The sequence below is a fragment of the Stenotrophomonas sp. genome, from assembly GCF_059505245.1.
In genome coordinates, this window is record NZ_JCACKF010000034.1 from 1 (window position 1) to 19,127 (window position 19,127).

12 protein-coding genes are annotated in these 19,127 nt (G+C 65.5%); 10 read left to right on the forward strand and 2 right to left on the reverse strand.

Annotated elements, in window-relative coordinates; translation table 11 throughout:
* Positions 1-119 precede the first annotated feature (119 nt).
* The 10 genes from AC5JLE_RS12820 to AC5JLE_RS12865 all read left to right on the forward strand — a co-directional run bounded on the left by AC5JLE_RS12820 (position 120) and on the right by AC5JLE_RS12865 (position 15,576).
* The gene (locus AC5JLE_RS12820) at positions 120-1,058 is read left to right on the forward strand and encodes a nucleoside hydrolase (RefSeq protein WP_496065339.1); all 939 of its coding nucleotides are present in this window, start codon (positions 120-122) and stop codon (positions 1,056-1,058) included.
* 88 nt (positions 1,059-1,146) lie between these two features.
* Complete coding sequence (locus AC5JLE_RS12825; RefSeq protein WP_005410871.1) at positions 1,147-1,389, forward strand: type B 50S ribosomal protein L31; 243 nt, start codon at positions 1,147-1,149, stop codon at positions 1,387-1,389.
* Positions 1,390-1,685: 296 nt separating this feature from the next.
* A complete protein-coding gene (locus AC5JLE_RS12830; protein WP_014038331.1) occupies positions 1,686-2,963 on the forward strand; it encodes a citrate synthase in 1,278 nt (425 codons plus the stop codon).
* A 292-nt stretch (positions 2,964-3,255) separates the two neighbouring features.
* Positions 3,256-4,344: a hypothetical protein gene (locus AC5JLE_RS12835; RefSeq protein WP_197561502.1), complete on the forward strand. Its 1,089-nt coding sequence runs from the start codon at positions 3,256-3,258 to the stop codon at positions 4,342-4,344.
* Positions 4,345-4,720: 376 nt separating this feature from the next.
* Entirely contained in the window at positions 4,721-5,227 is a 507-nt protein-coding gene (locus AC5JLE_RS12840) for a CS1 type fimbrial major subunit (RefSeq protein ID WP_496065340.1), read from the forward strand.
* Positions 5,228-5,276: 49 nt separating this feature from the next.
* The gene (locus AC5JLE_RS12845) at positions 5,277-8,000 is read left to right on the forward strand and encodes a TcfC E-set like domain-containing protein (RefSeq protein WP_496065341.1); all 2,724 of its coding nucleotides are present in this window, start codon (positions 5,277-5,279) and stop codon (positions 7,998-8,000) included.
* 20 nt (positions 8,001-8,020) lie between these two features.
* Positions 8,021-9,130, forward strand: a complete 1,110-nt coding sequence (locus AC5JLE_RS12850; RefSeq protein WP_496065350.1) for a CblD like pilus biogenesis initiator family protein — start codon at positions 8,021-8,023, stop codon at positions 9,128-9,130.
* A 19-nt stretch (positions 9,131-9,149) separates the two neighbouring features.
* Positions 9,150-9,848, forward strand: coding sequence for a pilus assembly protein (locus AC5JLE_RS12855; RefSeq protein ID WP_105164584.1), 699 nt, complete (start codon positions 9,150-9,152; stop codon positions 9,846-9,848).
* Between the two features lie 67 nt (positions 9,849-9,915).
* Positions 9,916-14,763 carry an ESPR-type extended signal peptide-containing protein gene (locus AC5JLE_RS12860; protein ID WP_496065342.1) on the forward strand — a complete coding sequence of 1,616 codons (4,848 nt, stop codon included), beginning with the start codon at positions 9,916-9,918 and terminating at the stop codon, positions 14,761-14,763.
* Positions 14,764-14,832: 69 nt separating this feature from the next.
* Positions 14,833-15,576 (forward strand): hypothetical protein, encoded by a 744-nt coding sequence (locus tag AC5JLE_RS12865; RefSeq protein WP_164110380.1) that lies wholly within the window; start codon positions 14,833-14,835, stop codon positions 15,574-15,576.
* Positions 15,577-15,712: 136 nt separating this feature from the next.
* Here AC5JLE_RS12865 and AC5JLE_RS12870 read toward each other — a convergent pair whose 3' ends face one another.
* Both AC5JLE_RS12870 and AC5JLE_RS12875 read right to left on the reverse strand, forming a co-directional pair.
* Positions 15,713-16,357, reverse strand: a complete 645-nt coding sequence (locus tag AC5JLE_RS12870; protein ID WP_164110378.1) for a hypothetical protein — start codon at positions 16,355-16,357, stop codon at positions 15,713-15,715.
* A 258-nt stretch (positions 16,358-16,615) separates the two neighbouring features.
* A complete protein-coding gene (locus AC5JLE_RS12875) occupies positions 16,616-19,039 on the reverse strand; it encodes a penicillin-binding protein 1A (RefSeq protein ID WP_164110376.1) in 2,424 nt (807 codons plus the stop codon).
* Positions 19,040-19,127 lie beyond the last annotated feature (88 nt).

Below are 19,127 nucleotides of genomic sequence, written 5' to 3' on the forward strand. Positions count from 1 at the left end.
AGTTGCCGGCCAGCGGCCGGCACTACCGCGGGTGCAGGGCGCAGCCCTGCCGAACCCCCCATACTTGCAACGGTCATCATCCCGGTCCACACTTCGTTGCCGATCTGAAGACGGCAACGATGACCCACAAGATCCCCCTGTTGATCGACACCGATCCCGGTGTGGACGACGCCCTGGCCCTGCTGATGGCCTTTGCCGATGAACGGCATGACGTGGTCGCCCTGACCATCGCCGCCGGCAATGTCGGCCTGCAGTACACGGTCCGCAACGCCCTCAAGCTCTGCGACATCGTCGGCCGCACCGACGTGCCGGTGTTTGCCGGCAGCCCGGATCCGCTGCTGCATCCTTCCGTTGATGCTGCCCACGTGCATGGCCGTGATGGCTATGGCGACGTGGACCTGCCGCCGCCGAGCCGCCAGGCCGAAGCCGAGCATGCTGCGCTGGCCATCCTGCGCCTGTCGCACGCGCATGCCGGCGAACTGATGCTGGTGATGCTGGGCCCGCTGACCAACCTCGCGCTGGCACTGAAGCTGGACCCGACCCTGCCCCAGCGCATCAAGCGCATCGTGGTGATGGGCGGCGCGGTCACCTGCCACGGCAACATCACCCCGGCGGCCGAATTCAACATCGCCTTCGATCCGGAAGCGGCGCATGTGGTGTTCACCTCGTTCAAGCATCTGCTGGTGTCGGACTGGGAGGCCACCGTCGCCCACGGCCTGCCGCTGGAAGAAGCCGAGAAATGGCTGCAGGCCGATTCCGATCGCGCCCGCTTCTACGAGCTGATCTCGCGCAAGACTCGTGGCCTGTCCGAGGACAGCAAGGGCGGGCGCTGGTACACCGCCGACGCGGTGGCCATGGCCTGGGCACTGAACCCGGAAGGGCAGCTGCGGGTCGAGTCGCGTCCGCTGAACGTTGAGCTGAACGGCACGTTCAGCCGCGGCGCCACCATCGTCGACTGGAACCGCCAGACCGGCCAGCCGGACAACTGCGATCTGCTGATGGCCTACGACCAAGGGCGTTTCGAAGCCCTGGTGCGCCAGGCCCTGGGCGCGGACTGACGTCCGTTGCCCGGCACCGGTTGCCCCGAGCGGCAACCGGTGCTTATAATGCCGCTCTTGACCACCAGCCCATTTACGGTGTGAGCCCATGAAGGCCGATATCCATCCGAACTACCGCGACGTCGTCTTCCATGACGTCACCTCCGATTTCAAGATCCTGACCCGCTCCACCATGGCGACGAAGGAAACCATCCAGTGGGAAGACGGCAACGAATACCCGCTGGTCAAGGTTGAAATTTCCTCGGCTTCGCACCCGTTCTACACGGGCAAGCACAAGGTCATCGACACCTCGGGCCGCATCGACAAGTTCCAGAAGCGCTACGCGCGCTGATCTGTCGATCCAGCTTCGAACCGACGGCCGCGCTCTGCGCGGCCGTTTGTTTTTCCCCAACGCCAACCCAACGGGCGTTTGGATGGACAGAACACTGCGTTCGTGTGACAACGCTTTTGCCGATCCGGGCCGCTTGCTGGCCGGGTTCTGGCCGCCTGCCGTCTACGACTTCTGTCTAGCGCCGGGCAAATGCTGCTGTGCGATAATGGCATGATCCCCGGCACAGGCCGAGGACGTCATTCACGTGCCTGACCAATGCGCTTGGGCAGGCGCCTTCCCATGAAGGAGCGCACACAGTGTCCGATCTTGATCAGGTCACGCTCAACGCCGGCGATAAGTCCGTCGTTCTGCCCGTCATCAAACCCACCCTTGGCAACGACTGCGTCGACATCGCGAAGCTGACCAAGGAAACGGGGTTTTTCACCTACGATTCCGGCTTCACCGCGACGGCCAGCTGCAAATCCGCCATCACTTACATCGACGGCGACAAGGGCGTGCTGCTGTATCGCGGCTACCCGATCGAGCAGCTGTCGGAAAAGTCGAGCTACGTCGAAGTGGCCTACCTGCTGATCAACGGCGAGCGCCCGAGCGCCGAGCAGCTGAAGGCCTTCACCGATGAGCTGACTGCCGAAGCCAATGTCGACGACTCGATCAACACCCTGATCGGCAGCTTCGCCAAGGACGCCCACCCGATGGCCATACTGGCTGCTGCGATCGCGCAGCTGTCGGCCATCTACCACGACTCGCTGGACCTGTCCGACGCCGAACAGCGCCGCCAGGCCGCCGTGCGCCTGATCGCCAAGGTGCCGACCCTGTCGGCGCTGATCTACCGCCATGGCAAGGGCCTGCCCGCCAACAAGCCGGACACCTCGCTGGACTACGTCAGCCGCTTCCTGAAGCAGACCTTCGAGTCGGCTGACGGCCAGTACGATCTGAACCCGGACGTGGTCAAGGCGCTGGACCTGCTGTTCATCCTGCACGCCGACCACGAGCAGAACGCCTCGACCTCGACCGTGCGCCTGGTCGGTTCGACCGGTGCCAACCCGTACGCGTCGGTCGCCGCTGGCGTCACCGCGCTGTGGGGTCCGGCCCACGGCGGTGCCAACGAAGCCGTGCTGAAGATGCTGGAAGAGATCGGCAGCGCCGACAACGTCGAGTCCGCCGTGGTCAAGGCCAAGGACAAGACCTCCGGCTTCCGCCTGATGGGCTTCGGCCACCGCGTCTACAAGAACTTCGATCCGCGCGCCAAGGTCATCGGCGAGATGACCAGCAAGGTGCTCAAGCAGCTGGGCGTGCAGGATCCGCTGCTGGACGTGGCCGTGAAGCTGGAACAGGCCGCGCTCCAGGACGAGTACTTCGTCGCCCGCAAGCTGTACCCGAACGTCGATTTCTACAGCGGCATCATCTACAAGGCGCTGCAGATCCCGACCGAGATGTTCACCGTCATGTTCGCCCTCGGCCGCACCTCCGGCTGGGTCTCGCATTGGCTGGAACAGCAGGTCGACCCGGAAATGAAGATCGGCCGTCCGCGCCAGGTCTACACCGGCAGCGACGTGCGCGACTACCAGGGCTGATCTCCTGCCGTAGTTCGTGATGAAACGCCCCGCATCCGCGGGGCGTTTTTTTTTGCGCGGACCTGGTAGGTGCGGACCGTTGGTCCGCACGATTTCGGCGCCCGCGAAAAATCATCCACGCATGGCGTGGATCTACCACCGCATCCGCCTTCGGTAGGTGCCAACCTTGGTTGGCACGCGCTTCACCGCGCCAAGACCGCGTGATTCAAGGGTCTCGCCAGCTTCACAACCGCTCGCGCAGCCTCAGGACACCAACTGCATCCGCAGCACCTGAAATGGAGCATCCATCCCGATGAGTACCCGATTCGACCCACCCGAGCGCGGCCCGCTCGGCCCAGACGTCGCCACTGTCGTCACCGCCCCCATCGTCGCCCCTCCCAGCGAAAGCGCCGTGTCCTGGGGCGCGATCTTCGCCGGCGCCGCCGCTGCCGCTGCACTCTCCCTCATCCTGCTGATTCTCGGCGTGGGCCTTGGTCTGTCATCGGTGTCACCGTGGTCGTTCGAAGGCGTCAGCAAGGAAACCTTCGGCTGGTCCAGCATCATCTGGCTCACCTTCACCGCGCTGGCCGCTTCCGGCCTGGGCGGTTATCTGGCCGGTCGCCTGCGCACCAAGTGGACGCAGATCCACGGCGATGAAACCTACTTCCGCGATACCGCGCACGGCTTCGTGTCCTGGGCCGTGGCCACCCTGCTCACTGCTGGCCTGTTGACCTCGGCCATCGGTGGCGTGCTGGGCGCTGGCGCAAAGGTTGCCGGCGCCACTGCAGGCGCCGCTGCATCCACGGCCGGCGTTGCCGCCGCGGGTGCCGGTAGCGCCGCTGCGGCCGCACCGGAAGGCGACCTCAACTATTGGGTGGACTCGCTGTTCCGCAACGCCACCCATGCAGACCCCGCAGCTGCGAGCGCGCCGCCGGCCCCGGGCGCCGCCGACGCTACGCCGGGCGTGCCGCCCATGGGCCCGGCCACGCCTTCCCCGGTCGCCAGCGTCGGCCCACGTGACGCCCGCACGGCCCCGCCGCCGCGCCCGATGTTGGGCAATGGCCCGATGGGTGACCGCCGCGAACTCCGTGCCGAAGTGAACCGCATCATCGTCAACAGTCTGCAGGGCGATGGCCTGGATCCGGCCGATACCCAGTACCTGTCGCAGCTGATCGCGCGCGAGACGGGCATGAGCCAGGCTGAAGCGCAGGCCCGTGTGACCGACGTGCAGACCCGCATGCGTGCTGCGCTGGAAAAGGCCAAGAACACCGCCAAGCAAGCTGCCGACGATGCGCGCAAGGCCACGGCCTATGCCGCACTGTGGCTGTTCATCACCCTGCTGATCGGCGCGTTCTTCGCCAGCCTCAGCGCCACCTGGGGCGGCCGTCGCCGCGACCTGTAACCCCATCTGATGCAAGGAGACCTGCCATGAAAACGCTTCTGCTCTGGTTCCTGGGTGTGCCGATTCCGCTGTTGATCCTGTACGCGATCTTCTTCTAGGCACCGCACCGTTCATCGCATCAGGCCGCCGAAAGGCGGCCTGATGCATTTTGGCGTCAGTGCAATGAGGGTTGTTGCAAAGGACTGGTGAGGACAATTGCATAGCCCTCAAACATTGAACGCCTTCAAGGAATCTCCTTAACACGCATCTATTTAGGAAAGCTTGAATGGCCGCAGGGTAGGGCGCTGCCTACCATTCTCTCCGTCGCCCGCCCCCACGCAGGCGGGTGATGCCTCCGCACTGGAGGCCTCATATCCCACCGTCCGAGAGAGACACCATGAACTCCATCCTGAAGAAGGCCGCGCTCGCTGCAGCGCTGGCTACCGTTTCGCTGTCCGCCAATGCATTTGACGCCGACATCAAGGTCTGGGCCAACGTCGATCCGACCCTGGCCCTGCTCAAGGCCGATGGCATGGCGCTGGATTCGGTGGTCAACATGGTCCACAACCCGGTCAGTGGCCTGGTGCCCTGGTCGCAGCAGGTGCGCATCTACTCCAACGATGAAAGCAAGGACATCGAAGTGCGTGTTGGCAGCACCCCGCAGCTGCTCAACACCGATGGTGGCGGTACGCCGGTGCCGCTGACCGTCAGCCTCAACGGCAGGGCGCTGACCGTGGCGGCGCAGGATTTCACTGCATCCGATCTGTTCGATGGCGCCATGCCCGGTGCGTCGATCCCGATGGCGCTGCGTATCGCGCAGACCAGCCCGGCGCCGATCACCCGCGGTGGCCGCTACGAAGGCATCGTCACCATCGCCATGCAGCAGAAGACCACCAGCCCGTAAGGCACCCGCGCCGGCCCGCTTGCCGGGCCGGCTGCTTCCGGTAATCCCCATGAATGCTCCCGCACCCGCCGTCACCCGGCTGGCGGTCGCGCTCGCCCTGTCGCTGGCCACACCCCTGGTCGCGGCGCGCGGCGTTCCCGCCGGTTTCGAGGATCTGGTCGAAGGCCAGACCGAACAACTGGAGATCCGTCTGTTCGGTCGTTCGACCGGGCTGGTGCCGGTGCGCGTGACCCTGGAACACGTGCAGCTGGAAACCCCGGCCGAGGCGCTGCAGGCATTGCAGCTGTCCGCCGAAGCGCAGGCAGCGCTGCTGCCGGCGTTGTCGAAGCCGCTGCCGCGCAACAGTCATCTGGCATGCCGTTACGGCGGTGCCAGTGCCGGTTGCGGGTACATCGATCCTCCCCAGGAGCCCACTGCCGTGCGCGCGCTGTATGACGAAGGCGAGGGCGCTGTGCGCCTGTTTGTCGCCCGCCAATGGATCCCCGGCGAGCCGGCCGCCGAGCGCTACCACCAGGTCAGTGCCAATGCCGAGAACGCCTTCCTGCACCAGCACACCTTCAATGTCAGCGGTGGCCGCGGCTACCAGGCGCTGGCCGCGCAGGGCATGGGTGCACTGGGCGTGTTCCAGCGCGGGCACCTGTCCGCCGACTGGACCTTCAGCCAGCAGCACTACCGCGGCGGTCTTGCCAGCCGCCGTTTCCAGCTCGACAACGCCTACTACCGCCATGACCTGGGCCAGCAGCACTACCTGCAGGCCGGGCGCATGGACCGCCGCAACCTGAGCAGCCCGCAGGGCGGCACCTTCAGTTTCAGCATGCTGCCGATGGATCGCTTCCAGGGCCTGCGGCTGGGCACCACGCAGGCCTACGTGGACTCCGCCGCCGCCGTGCAGGCCACGCCGCTCACCGTGCTGCTGGCGCGCGATGCGCGTGTGGATGCGTTCGATGGCGAGCGCCTGTTGCAGACCTTCTACCTGCAGGCAGGCATCAACCAGCTCGATACGCGCCGGTTCCCCATGGGCAACTACACCGTCAGCCTGCGCATCTACGAAGACGGCGTGCTGGTACGCAACGAGGACGCGCCGTTCGACAAGGGCGGTGACTGGACCGACAGCAGCGTGCAGTGGTTCTTGCAGGGCGGCCGCCGCAACGAGCGCCGCAGCGACCGCTTCGACGACGAACTGGCGGCCATGGGCGGCCTGCGCGTGCCGATGGGGCGCAACGTGGCCATGACCGCTGGCATCGCCGATCTGGGCGGTTTCAGCTACGGCGAACTGCGGGTGTACCTGCGCCATGTGTTTGCCACCCAGGAAGTCCGCGCTACCTTCAGTGGCATGCACGGCAGCGATGGCAGCCGTGGCCAGCAGCATCAGCTTTCCTACCGTCGCCGTGCTTCGTGGAATGTGTACCACCAGCGCATGCGCGGCCGTGCCTGCCAGTTCGAGGATGACGCGCGCGACCGGCTCGGCTGCGCCGATTCGCTCAGCGCCTCGATGGCGCTGCCGGTGGCCGGCGGCAACGCCTACGTGGCCTATACGCGCCGCCAGACCTGGCGTGCAGGCACCGTGCGGCCGGGGCTGGATGATGATCCGCTGGCCGGGCTTGACCCGCTGCTGCCGCCGTGGATGCCACAGCCCACGCGCATGCCGCAGCTCAGCCGCACCTGGCAGGCCAGCTACAGCCGCAGCCAGCGCTGGGGCGAGTTCAGTGTCTCCAGCCGCATCGGCGTGTGGCAGCAGACCAGCGGCGGTGGACTGCGCGATGGACGTGACCGCGGCGTCTACCTCAATTTCAGCCTCAACCGCCTGCAGCACGATGACCGCGGCAGTTCGCAGCGACGCTATGGCGTGGACGTGCGGCAACCACAGCATGCGCGGCCGGACATCAACTACAGCGCCGGGCAGACGCTGCGCCAGGAATACGAGGATCAGTACCGCGAGGTATCGGGCGAACTGCGCGGCAACAACAACGAGCGCTACAGCGCCACGCTGAGTACCCAGCTGCAGAACCGCATCGGCCAGACCGGTGCCACGGTGTCGCGCTACCAGCACCAGGGTGGCAACGAAGTGGCATACAGCGCCACGCACAGTTCCGGCCTGGCCATCGGCAAGCGCGGCGTGTACTGGGGCGCTGGCGTTGGCGCCGACGCGGGGCTGGCGGTGCAGGTGGATGACACCGACGACCTGGACCTGAGCGGCGTTGCCGCCGAGCTGCAGGTGGGCGGGCTGCGTCGACAGCGACTGAAGCTGGGCGAGCGCCGGCTGCTACCGATTTCCGCCTACCAGTCACACCGCGCTGAAGTGCAGGACGCCAGCGCCCTGGACAGCATCGCCGCCGTGCGCGTGAGCGGTGTGGGCGGCGCGCGTCCGTTGTTCCTGCCACCGGGCCGGCTGGTGCGCATGCCGGTGCCGATTGAAGTGACCTACACCTTCATCGGCAACGCCCAGGACATCGCCGGCGCACCGCTGCGCGGTGCCCGCATTCTCAACGCGCCGGTGCCCGGCACCGGCAGCAATGGAGGTTTCGTGGCCGACTTCCCACGACGCGAGAAGACCCTGTACCTGCTGCAGGACGACCGGTTGCTGCACTGCCCGCTGCAGGTGCGCGAGCGCCGCAGCGTGGTGATGCTGGTAGGCGCCGTGCAGTGCGAGCCGCTGGCCGTGGCCCAGCTGCCGGCCGACATCCGCCACCAGGCACGAGTGACTCGGCTGCTGCAGGAGCAGGCGCTGATCGCCTCCACGCCACAGACCGCAGCAGCGGGAGGTGCGAAGTGAGCCGTCGGTTGTGGTGGGTGATGGCGGTGTTGTGTGGGCTGGTGCTGTTGGTGCCGAGGGCGAAGGCGCAGAGGCCGCCGGAGACGCATCCGTCGAGTGAACACCGCGACATCGTGATGAGCTGGGATCGCTCTGCGATGCCGGGAGATATCGAGTTGTGGGCGCCGAGGACTGTGCTTGGTTACAGCAGAGATGAGGGTCTGCAATACGGTCGAATTCATCTGACATGCGAATCGGAATCGAATTCGAGCACGGGCCTGTGCCCGGTAGTTGGAACTGAACGCTTGGCAAGCGGTTCGATGCCAATCTTGTTGCGAGTAGTGGAGAAGCGTAGCGGTCTTGCTACAGACGTGCGCGTCATGGCATCGCTGAGTCGCGCGTTGGGGGAGAGAGCATGCGGGCTCGATTTCTGGCTAAGTGAGAAGAGACCTGTCTGGACCTCACGACAGGAGGAATGTGGAGGTGAGAAAGCGATAGGAACATCGGTGGAGCTGCTGCTTCCCGTGAAGGAACTCGATCAACTTGTCGCTGGCAATTGGAGCGGTAAGTTGATCCTGAACTTGAGGACGGATCCCGCATCGTTAATCGTTGCGGTCAACACTTTCACATTCGACTTCACCATCACCGACCACAACGCGGTCTCCATCTACTTCCCGCTTTTCGATCAGGTCACCCCGCACTTCGGTCTGAACCTGCAGTACGACCCCATCGCGCAGACCATCGGCGGTCGTACCCAGCTCGACATGTGCCTGTACGACGGGCTTGGCTCGCAGAGCAGCTACCTCGGCGTCACCGTGCGTGACAGCGGCGCGCAACCTCCCGGGCCCTCGGGCTACTCGGTATGGCACGTCGATGGCGGCAGTGATGCCAGCCAGCGCGTGGACTACACCGTCACCCTGGATCACAACGGTAGCGCCTTGCCCATGCGCAATGGTGTGGAGCAGCTGCTGCATGGCATCGACAGCGCACGACTGCGGCTGGTGTTGCTGCCCGGCATGACGCAGCCGGTGTTCTGCGTGCCTACGCCATTGACGCTGGAAACACCACGCGTGCCGGTCAGCACCAAGCGCCCCGGCTACTACAGCGGCGATCTCAAGGTGGAACTGCGTGTTCCCACTGTCACGCCCTGAACCCCACATGGAGTCCCCGATGAAACCCCTAGTCCGCTGCTTGCTGCCGCTGTCACTGCTGATGGCGTTGCCTGCCCATGCCAATCTCACCGTGCACCCCATGCGTACGTCGGTAGACGCGAAGAAAGGCGCACAGATACGCATCTACTCGCAGTCCACCCAACCGCAGTACGTGCAGGCATCGATCAAGCGCATCGTCGACCCGGCGGGGGCAGGTGAACAGGAGGTTGAGGTGGAGCCGAATGAGGCCGCCATCGCCATCACGCCGGGAAAGTTCGCCCTGGCCGGTGGCGGCAACCGGCTGATCCGTGTGATTCCGCTGCAGCCAGTCGAAAAGGAAACGGCATACCGCGTGTACTTCGAGGGCGTGCGCGGCCCCGAACGTGCGGACCCGGCAGGCGAGGGTGAGAAGGCCCAGGCCAATGTCGGCGTCAGCCTGGTATGGGGCGCGCTGGTCAATGTACTGCCCGCGCAATCGACGATGGACGTGCAGGTGGAGGGAAACCAGCTGCGCAACACCGGCACGGTACGCGTGGGCATCACCAGCATCGCTGACTGCGATGGCGCGCGCTGCACCGCGCATGACGTCTCGCGCAGCCTGTACCCCGGCAGCGCGCTGGAACTGCCATTTCCCCTGCAGCCGGGCCACACGCTGCAGCTGCGCTATCGGCTGACCCGCGATGGCTATCGCGAGCACGTGCACAACGTCGCGCTCTGAGTGCATCTCGCCGCTGTGGCTTGGTGCCACAGCGGTTCCTTCTGTTCCGTTTGTTAAGGAGAATCCCATGAACAAGATCTATCGACGACTCTGGTCCGCCGCCCGCCAATGCTGGGTGGTTGCAAGCGAACTGGCGGCAGCGCGCGGCACGCGCAGGCACACATCGCGTGGTCCCGGACTGGCGCTGGTGCTGGCCATGCTGCCGGCATCGGTCATGGCAGCCACTGCGGGCCATCTCGAAACAGGCGCTGATGAGTGGACGGAAGATGCCCTCTACGCTGCCTTTGGCCCGTTCAACACAAGCGCCATGCTTGTGCACGAGGATGCCGTCACCGCTCCCAGCGGGCGAGCGTTCTCCCGCGCGAACGCGCTTCCGCTGGCCTACAGCGATTTCGTCCAGCTCGGTTCGTACGCCGGTGCCCGTGACAGGGCGGTCGCGGTCGGTGTATCGGCCTTCTCCAACAGCTACGGCGTGGCACTTGGCTATCGGGCCGATGCCAATGGGCAATACGCGACCGCGCTGGGGCACAAGGCAGTTGCCTGGGAGCTCGGCAGCGTCGCGGTGGGCAATGATGCGAAGTCGTATGCGCATAACGCGGTCGCCTTGGGGAGCGGCGCGCTCGCAGCCGGGCGCAACTCCGTCGTGCTGGGGGCGGATTCCAACGACTACGGCGACAATCAGGTGTCGGTCGGTAACGGCGGCATGCGGCGCAAAATCGTATACGTTGCCGACGGTGCAGTCGACGCAAACAGCAGCGAGGTTGTGACCGGCAGGCAGCTGCACGCTACGCAGCAGGCGCTGGCCAGCGTGAGCCAGAGTCAGAAGTTGCTGGCGACGGGGACTGCGGCGACCAATGCCAACGCTGCCCAGGCAGTGGGTAGCCGTGCGCTAGCGATGGGCGTTGGCTCAACAGCTGATGGCGACGATACCATCGCGTTGGGCGGGGGCGCACGCACAGCGTCCGGCCCGGGTATCTCCCGCATCGCCATCGGTGCAGGCGCCTCCGCGGGCACCAGCGGCTGGACGGGTGCCGTCGCCTTGGGCGGGGGCGCCAGTTCCACGCATGACGGCGTTGCCATCGGCTATCAGGCCAAGACAAGCAGCAGCGGTACGACCGCGCTTGGTCGCGGGGCAACGGTCACGCACGGAAATTCGGTTGCACTGGGCGCCAACTCGGTGACCTCCAGCGCCAATACGGTGTCGGTGGGTAACAGTAGCAACAAGCGCAGGATCCAATACCTCGCCGATGGTGTGATTGCGGCGGGCAGTACCGACGCGATCACCGGCAACCAGTTGCATACGACCAATGCATCGGTGGCGACCGCGGCGGCAACGGCCGCTGAGGCAAAGGCCGGTGTTGATGCAGTCAACCGGCGACTCAATGCAGAAGCGCTGGCGTTGGGGGGCGGTGCGCTTGCAGAGTCCAATGCTTATGGCATCAGCACCGCAGTGGGACGCAACGCCAGGGGCTACAACGGCAAGAGCGTCGCGCTGGGTGACGACGCAAGGTCTGGCGTGGACAAGGACGGGAACCGTGTTGCCAATGCCAATGGGGGCGTGTCGGTGGGGGCAATGTCACGCAGCGGCAACGGTGCTGTTGCGGCAGGGTTGCAGGCCAGCGCGGTAGGTGATCGTGCCATTGCCGTTGGCCATGAGGCGTCGGCGGATGTGATTCACGCGACCGCGATCGGATATCAGAGCAAGGCCAGCGCCGGGCATTCCACCGCACTCGGGCGCGGTACCCACGCAAGCGGCCTCTACGCGACGGCCATGGGCAATCTGGCCAGGGCCTCGGCCGAAAGTGCCGTGGCCATTGGTGATCGCTCCCTGGCTCAGCACAATGGTTCGGTGGCGTTGGGCAATGGTTCGCAGACCAGCGCTGCCAATCAGATTTCCGTTGGCAACAGCGCCATCAAGCGCAAGCTGGTCAATCTGGCTGACGGTGCGCTCAGTACGTCCAGCACCGAGGCCGTGACCGGCAAGCAGCTCAACGCTACCAATGCCAATGTGACCACCGCGCAGAATGCGGCCAATGCCGCGCAGACGGCGGCAACCGGCGCCAAGACCGCCGCAGACAACGCGCTGGGCAGGGCCACAGCGTTGAGTGGTCTGGTCAGCCAGGTATCGGCCACGGGCAATGTGCGCCTGGGCGCAGACAACGCTGGCTCCGTGGTGGATGTGGCCAACAAAGACGGCGCGAAGCGGCGCGTCAACAACGTTGCCAACGGCGTGCTGAGCGGTACCAGTACCGATGTCGTGACCGGACAGCAGCTGCATGCCACCAACCAGTCTGTTTCCACGCAGGGCCAGTCACTGGTGCTGCACGGCCAGCAGCTGGCAACGCATACCCAGACCCTGGCGGCACAGGACCAGCGCGTCGCGACCAACCGCGCCGACATCGATCAGCTTCGTACGGACGTGGACGACTTTGATCCGGATCTGGATGGGGTGGTGAAGTTCAGTGCCGATCGCCTGCTTGTGGACATGGAAGGTGCGCGCATATCGGGAGTGGCGGCGGGAGATGTGAGCTCGGCGGCCAGTACCGATGCGGTGAATGGTGGGCAGTTGTTTAGCACCAATGAGCGAGTGACAGCAATCGAGACTGCCAAGGGTTTCGTGCAAGTTGGTGTTGATGGCGAAAGTCAATTCGCGCAGGCGGGCTTGTTAGGGGTTGCCATTGGTGACTCTGCAGAAGCTGCAATTGATTCTGACGGAGCTACTGCAATTGGTGCATTCGCACGAGCCCGTGGACAGGGGTCAGTGGCCCTCGGCAGAGGCGCACTCGTTGTCGCTGCGGCCCAGAACGGATTTTCACTTGGGACCGGCTCGAATGTCTATGCCGCAGGCGGAACGGCTCTAGGTTCTTTTAGTCAGGTTGAATCGGGAGCGGAGAATTCAGTGGCATTGGGCAACAGTTCGATAGCTGAGGATTCAGATGTCGTTTCAGTCGGCAACTCTCATCTCACGCGGCGTGTTGTCAACGTAGGGCGTGGTGTGAACTCCAGCGATGCAACCACTGTTGCTCAACTACGTGATGCGGTGACCGTTTTTGGCGGAGGCGCAGATCTGGGGCCAGACGGCAACATTGTTTCACCATCGTATGGAGTGCAGGGGGGTGTTCAACATACGGTTGGCGATGCTTTGGATGTACTCGATGGCGCGGTTCTCCGGTCCGGCGGCCGCATCGATGGTGTCGAGAACCAGCTGCGGGCAACGTTCCAACAGTCGCCTTCAACCAATGAGAATGGAATCGGCCAATTGAACCTGGCTGGTGCGCAGGGCATGGTTCTGTCGAATCTCGCCGATGGGCGTATTGATGCGGGGAGTCGTGATGCGGTGACTGGTAGTCAGCTGTACGCGGCCAAGCAGGAAATCGCTAGGAACGGAGATGAGATCGAGCGTATGAAGGGCATGTCAGATAAAGGCGTGAGGCATGTTCTTCAGCAAGCACATGATGAACGAGGAGGGCCGATTGATTTCGCTGGATCGCGACTGACTGGGATTGATTCGGGGGACATCTCATCTGCCTTCAGTACTGATGCAGTTAACGGCAGTCAGCTGTATGTAACCAACGAGCGAATAGCGAGCGTGGAATCGACTCATCGATTCTTCAAAATCGGTCGGGACGATTTGAGTGAGGACGCCAAGGCTGGATCGTTTGGTGTTGCGATTGGTGAATCCGCGCAAGCCACACCTCAGCATGGCGGTGAAGGGGGAACAGCCGTTGGCGCTTTTGCGATTGCTTTGGGTAAGAATTCCGTTGCTCTGGGGAGAGGGGCCTTGGTCGAAGAGGGAGCAGATAGCGCATTCGCTCTCGGTGTAGGGTCACGTGCGGCTGGTTCTGATAGCGTGGCGCTAGGCGCAGTCACTAGAACAGAAGTCGGTGCGGTCAGGTCCGCCGCCATTGGCATGGGATCCGTTGCCACAGAGGCAGACACGGCATCCTTCGGAAATAGCAGATACCAGCGCCGCCTCGTCAACGTAGCCAACGGCCGCAACGCCAACGACGCCGCCACCGTCGGCCAGCTCCGTGGCGCACTGTCCACCCTCGGCGGCAACATAGACGCCAACGGCAACGTCACCATCCCTGGCTTCAACGTCCAGGGCCAGCAGCAGAACACCATCAACGAAGCCCTCGCCACGCTCGACTCGGCCGTAGTCACCACCGGCTCCCGTGTCGACCGCGTGGAAACCCAGCTCCGCTCGGTGTTCCAGGAATCTCCGTCCATCCGCGGCGACGGCACCGCCCAGCTCACCCTGGCGGGTGCCAACGGCATGGTCATCTCCAACGTCGCCAACGGCTTGATCGCCGCCGGCAGCCGCGAGGCGGTCAACGGTGGCCAGTTGCATGCCGCGCAGCAGCAGCTCAACGGTCGCATCGATGGCCTGGAGCAGCGCGTGGACGGCCAGCCGCAGGCGCGTGCAATGGCCAAGGCATCGGCGGCGCCGACCGAAGAGATCATGCCAAGCCCGGAAGCCAGCGGTTCGCCGCAGGTCGCTTCGGCAGGCGAGGGCGCTTCGCCTGCACCGCAGCCGAAGTCGAAGAAGGACGATTCGCCCGCGCCCACGCCGCAGGTCGACACCGCCGATCTGGAGAAGATGCTGGCCCGCGCCAACGAGTACACCGATGGGGCGATCAGCAATTTCGAACGCCGCCTGGACAAGATGGACAAGCGCTTCAACCGCATGGCGGCAATGAGCAGCGCGCAGACGGCCATGGCCATGAACACCGCCGGCCTGGCCACCTACAACCGCCTTGGCGCGGGCGTGGGCTACGCCGAGGGCGAGTCGGCCATGGCGGTGGGTTACCAGCGCGTGCTCAACGACAAGGGCTCAGCCACCTTCAGCCTCAATGGGGCGTTCACCAACAGCGGTGAGCGCAGCATGGGCGTCGGTGTGGGCATCGGCTGGTAAGCCATGGAGCCCTGGCGTGACGCGCGTAATTCACCCCGTCGCGCCGGGGTCCTTGCCGAGGAGATGGCCATGTACCGATGGGTAAGCCGGTTCATCAGCTACCGCACGTTCTATCTGTGGCGGGCGCGGTACTTCTACTACACCCGCAATCTGGACAGCTGGGTGCTGTTCACCCTGCTGTGCCTGACCGGCATGGTGCTGGTGCTCTGGTACCACTGGCGGGTGGTGAGCGTCCCGCCGCCGCGCGTGCACCCGGAGGTGGCAGCGCTGCGCGTGGAGAACATCACCGGCGAGGCGATCCATCGCATCGTGCTGGTGCAGCATGGCGGCACCACGCCCGGCGAGCCGTTCACCACGCCGGAAGAAGTCCGGGCCGGTACGCTGCGCACGATGCGGGTGCGGGAGCTGCTGGACAGTTCGATGGTGTGGCAGCTGAAAGCTCACATGCTGGCCGACATGGCGTCGTACATCGAAGCCACGGGCAGCTGCTTCCCGTACCCGTGCTGGCAGCTGAAGCATCGGCTGTCACTGCTCCGCGCAGCCCAGGCGGAAAACACGGCCATCAACGAGGCGCTGGCGCCGGTGCTGGAGGTGCCGCTGGACAGGATGCCCAACCTCAATGGGGGGGAGCGCGCGCGGATACAGACGGCCTGGTCCGACACGTTCGGCGACGTCTACAACCAGACCTGGCTGTTGGCTGACCTGCAGGACATGCACGCCCGGATGATGGTGGAGTACCCACGGCGCGCGGGTGCGCCGTGGCTGGCACGCCTGCTGACCGGCGATGCCAAGGAGCCGCATGAGCTGCGGTAGGCGGGCTTGAGCCAGGCTCGACTGCTCTTCGGTCAGGTATCCGGACGACTGAAGGACCGTGCGGACCAACGGTCCGCACCTACCAAAGGCGAGCGCGGACCAACGGTCCGCACCCACCAAGAGACCGTAGCTACCGTCACCCGCCGACGTACGCGGTGATCTCTGCCTCGGCCAGCACTTGCCGCAACTGCGCCACCGACGCGCGCCGCATCGGCTTCTCATCCACCGGTGACAGCGGCGCCTGGCGCAGGGCGTCATAGGGCAGCACGGCCAGGTCGAAGGTCAGCTCTTCGGCACTGAACACCCACACCGGCACGTCCAGGCTGCGCTCGCGATCCATGCGCAGGCGACGTGTCCTCGATTCGGCGGGGATGCCGTGTTCGTCCAGGAAGCGGTGCACGGCTTCCGGGTCATCGCTGTGCAGGTGCAGCTGCACGGGACTGTTGGCGTCGGCGGTGCCCTCCAGCACCGGGCCAGCCAGGCGCGGGGCGAAGCCGTGCAGGAACTCCAGTGCGCGCATGGCGGCTTCGCGGCGGCGCTGCAGTTCGTTGCCATGCTGGGGCCCGGAGAACAGCCGCTGGTACTCGCGCAGGGCGTCTTCGATCTCGGTGTTGCGGGGCAGGGAGGCATCGTCGTGGATGCCGAGCCGGCTGGCGGCCTTCAACTTGGCCTGGTGGTAGTCGCGGATGCCGCCTTCGGCCATCAGGCGGGCGGCTTCGTGGGCGAGGCGATGGCGCCGCTCGCGGGTCTGGCTGGCAGCATGCTGACGGGCGCGATGCATGCGATGACTCCTGTTGCGACCTGGCTACAGACTAGCGCACGGATGTGACATCCGCGTGGGTATGGCGGAGGCAACCGCTCTGGTAGGTGCCGACCTTGGTCGGCACGGGCCGCCAACCAAGGTTGGCGTCTACCGGAGCAGCATCGGCACCAACCAACGGTTGGCACCCACCAACGCTTTGGTAGGTGCCAACCAAGGTTGGCCTCTACCAGAGCCGCATCGGTATCAACCCATGGTTGGCACCCACCCGACCCTTCCTCAGAAGATGTCGAACGCGGCGGCGTCGGCCTGCGGCGTATTGAGGTTCAGGTCGTAGTCGGTCAGGCGGTCCATGTCTTCCACCTTCACCCACTCGGTCGCGCCGTTGAGGGTGGCCTGGACCATGCCGCTGGGCGGGTCGTTCTGCGCGATCGGGGTGTCCTTCAGCGCGGTGCGCATGTAGTCGATCCAGATCGGCAGGGCGGCCTTGCCACCGTATTCGCGGTAGCCCAGCGAGCGGAAGTCGTCGCGGCCCACCCACACGGTGGTCACGTACGGGCCGCCGAAGCCGGAGAACCAGGCATCGCGGTGGTCGTTGGTGGAGCCGGTCTTGCCGCCTACGTCCTCGCGGCCGAGTACCTTGGCCTGGGCACCGGTACCGCGCTGGACCACGTCGCGCATCATCGACACCAGCTGGTAGGCGGTGCGGGCGTCGATCGCGCGCGGGGCGGTGCGGGCATCCGGGTTGGCCGGAGCCGCCGGGGTTTCGGTCTTGGCTTCGGCCTTGGCGGCAGCAGCCGGGTCCACCTTCGGGGCCGGAGCGCCGAAGTTGAAGCCGTCCACCACCTGGTTGACCGGCTGGTCACTGCTGCCGGCGCAGTCGCGGCAGGCCAGCGCCGGGTTTTCCTTGAACACCAGGTTGCCGTCGCGGTCATTGACCTGGTCGATCAGCCAGGTGTCCACGCGCGAGCCGCCGTTGGCGAACACGGCGTAGCCACGGGCCACCGACAGCGGGGTGAGCGAGGCGGTACCCAGCGACATCGACAGGTTCGGCGGCAGTTCCGATTCGGCGAAACCAAATTCGCTGATGTACTTGCGCGCGTAGTCCACGCCCATGCCATCGAGCAGACGCACCGAGACCAGGTTGCGCGACTGCACCAGCGCTTCGCGCAGGCGCATCGGGCCGCGGAAACCGCCGCCGTCGTTCTGCGGGGCCCAGGTCTTGCCGCGGCGGTCGCGGAACACGACCGGGGCGTCGAGCACGATCGAGGCCGGGTTGTAGCCCTTGTCGAAGGCAGCTGCGTAGACGAACGGCTTGAAGCTCGAACCCGGCTGGCGGCGGGCCTGGGTGGCGCGGTTGAACTTGTTGCCGGAGAAGCTGAAGCCACCCACCAGCGCCTTCAGCGCGCCGCTGTGGGCATCCAGCGAGACCAGCGCGGACTGGCCGCGCGGGATCTGGTCCAGCAGCCACTCGCCCTCCTTGGCACCGGCGCGCACGCGCACGATGTCGCCGCGCTGCACCAGCTTGCCCGGGGTCTTGTTGGTCCACTTGGCGGCACCGGCCGGCAGCACGATCTCGCTGCGGTTGGCCAGCACCACGGTGGCGCTGCCGTCGGCGCCGGTGCTGGCGACGATCGCCGGCAGCAGGCCGGCCTGGCCGTACATGCCGCGCAGGTGCTCGGCCAGGGCGGCGGCGTCTTCGCCAGCACCCACCTGCACCTGTTTCTCCACGCCGTGCCAGCCGTGGCGGTGGTCGTACAGCAGCAGGCCGTCGCGCACCGACTGGTTCGCGGCGGTCTGCAGGGTGGAGTCGATGGTAGTGGTGACGTGATAGCCCTTGTTGACCACGTCGCCGCCGAAGCGGGCGATCATCTCCTGGCGCACCAGCTCGGCCACGTACGGGGCATCGACCTGCACCGGCGGCTCATGCGCGGTGGCGTGCATCGGCACGGCCTTGGCCGCGTCGGCCTCGGCCTGGCTGACGAACTTCAGGTCGGCCATGCGCTGCAGCACGTAGTTGTCGCGGCGCTGGCGGGCACGCTCCGGGTTGGAGATCGGGTTGCCCGACGAGGGGAACTTGGGGATGCCGGCCAGCGAGGCCATCTCGTCCAGGTCCAGCTCGTTCAGTTTCTTGCCGTAATAGAACTCGGCGGCAGCGGCCACGCCGTAGGCGCGGTTGCCGAAGAAACTCTTGTTCAGGTACAGCTCGAAGATCTCGTCCTTGCTCAGCTCGGACTCGATCTTGCGCGCCAGCAGGATCTCGGCCAGCTTGCGGGTGTAGCTGTACTCGGAGCTGAGGAAGAACTGGCGGGCCACCTGCTGGGTGATGGTGGAGCCACCCGGCACGCGCTTGTCGCTGGTGGTGGCCAGCAGCCAGACCGCCCGGCCGATGCCCATGTAGTCCACGCCGCCGTGCTCGTAGAAGCGGGCGTCCTCGGTCGCCAGGAAGGCCTGCTTCAGCTTCTCCGGCACGTCCTTCATGGTGATCGGGGTACGCCGGGTCTCGCCGAACACCGCCATCAGCTTGCCATCGGCAGCATAGACGTACATCGGCTCCTGCATTTCCACGTCGCGCAGGGTCTGCACGTCGGGAAGCTTGGAGGAAACGGCATAGTACAGACCGCCCACGGCGGCCGCGCCGATCAGCGCCAGGACCAGGACAATCAGGAAGATCCAGCGCAGCCAGCGGCGGAGTCGAGTCATCGGGTTCAGATTCCGATTGCGAATTTCGTGGTCGCAGAGTATAGATTACGCAAGGTGGCGGCTGGGGTCGGCACCGGGGAGCGCAAGG

What these genes read in the sequence shown, in the direction of transcription:
- AC5JLE_RS12850 (WP_496065350.1), top strand. Translation starts at nt 8,021, where the DNA reads ATGGCGGTGTTGTGTGGGCTGGTGCTGTTGGTGCCGAGGGCGAAGGCG.
- AC5JLE_RS12820 (WP_496065339.1), top strand. Translation starts at nt 120, where the DNA reads ATGACCCACAAGATCCCCCTGTTGATCGACACCGATCCCGGTGTGGAC.
- AC5JLE_RS12835 (WP_197561502.1), top strand. Translation starts at nt 3,256, where the DNA reads ATGAGTACCCGATTCGACCCACCCGAGCGCGGCCCGCTCGGCCCAGAC.
- AC5JLE_RS12845 (WP_496065341.1), top strand. Translation starts at nt 5,277, where the DNA reads ATGAATGCTCCCGCACCCGCCGTCACCCGGCTGGCGGTCGCGCTCGCC.
- AC5JLE_RS12855 (WP_105164584.1), top strand. Translation starts at nt 9,150, where the DNA reads ATGAAACCCCTAGTCCGCTGCTTGCTGCCGCTGTCACTGCTGATGGCG.
- AC5JLE_RS12865 (WP_164110380.1), top strand. Translation starts at nt 14,833, where the DNA reads ATGTACCGATGGGTAAGCCGGTTCATCAGCTACCGCACGTTCTATCTG.
- AC5JLE_RS12860 (WP_496065342.1), top strand. Translation starts at nt 9,916, where the DNA reads ATGAACAAGATCTATCGACGACTCTGGTCCGCCGCCCGCCAATGCTGG.
- AC5JLE_RS12875 (WP_164110376.1), bottom strand. Translation starts at nt 19,039, where the DNA reads ATGACTCGACTCCGCCGCTGGCTGCGCTGGATCTTCCTGATTGTCCTG.
- AC5JLE_RS12825 (WP_005410871.1), top strand. Translation starts at nt 1,147, where the DNA reads ATGAAGGCCGATATCCATCCGAACTACCGCGACGTCGTCTTCCATGAC.
- AC5JLE_RS12840 (WP_496065340.1), top strand. Translation starts at nt 4,721, where the DNA reads ATGAACTCCATCCTGAAGAAGGCCGCGCTCGCTGCAGCGCTGGCTACC.
- AC5JLE_RS12870 (WP_164110378.1), bottom strand. Translation starts at nt 16,357, where the DNA reads ATGCATCGCGCCCGTCAGCATGCTGCCAGCCAGACCCGCGAGCGGCGC.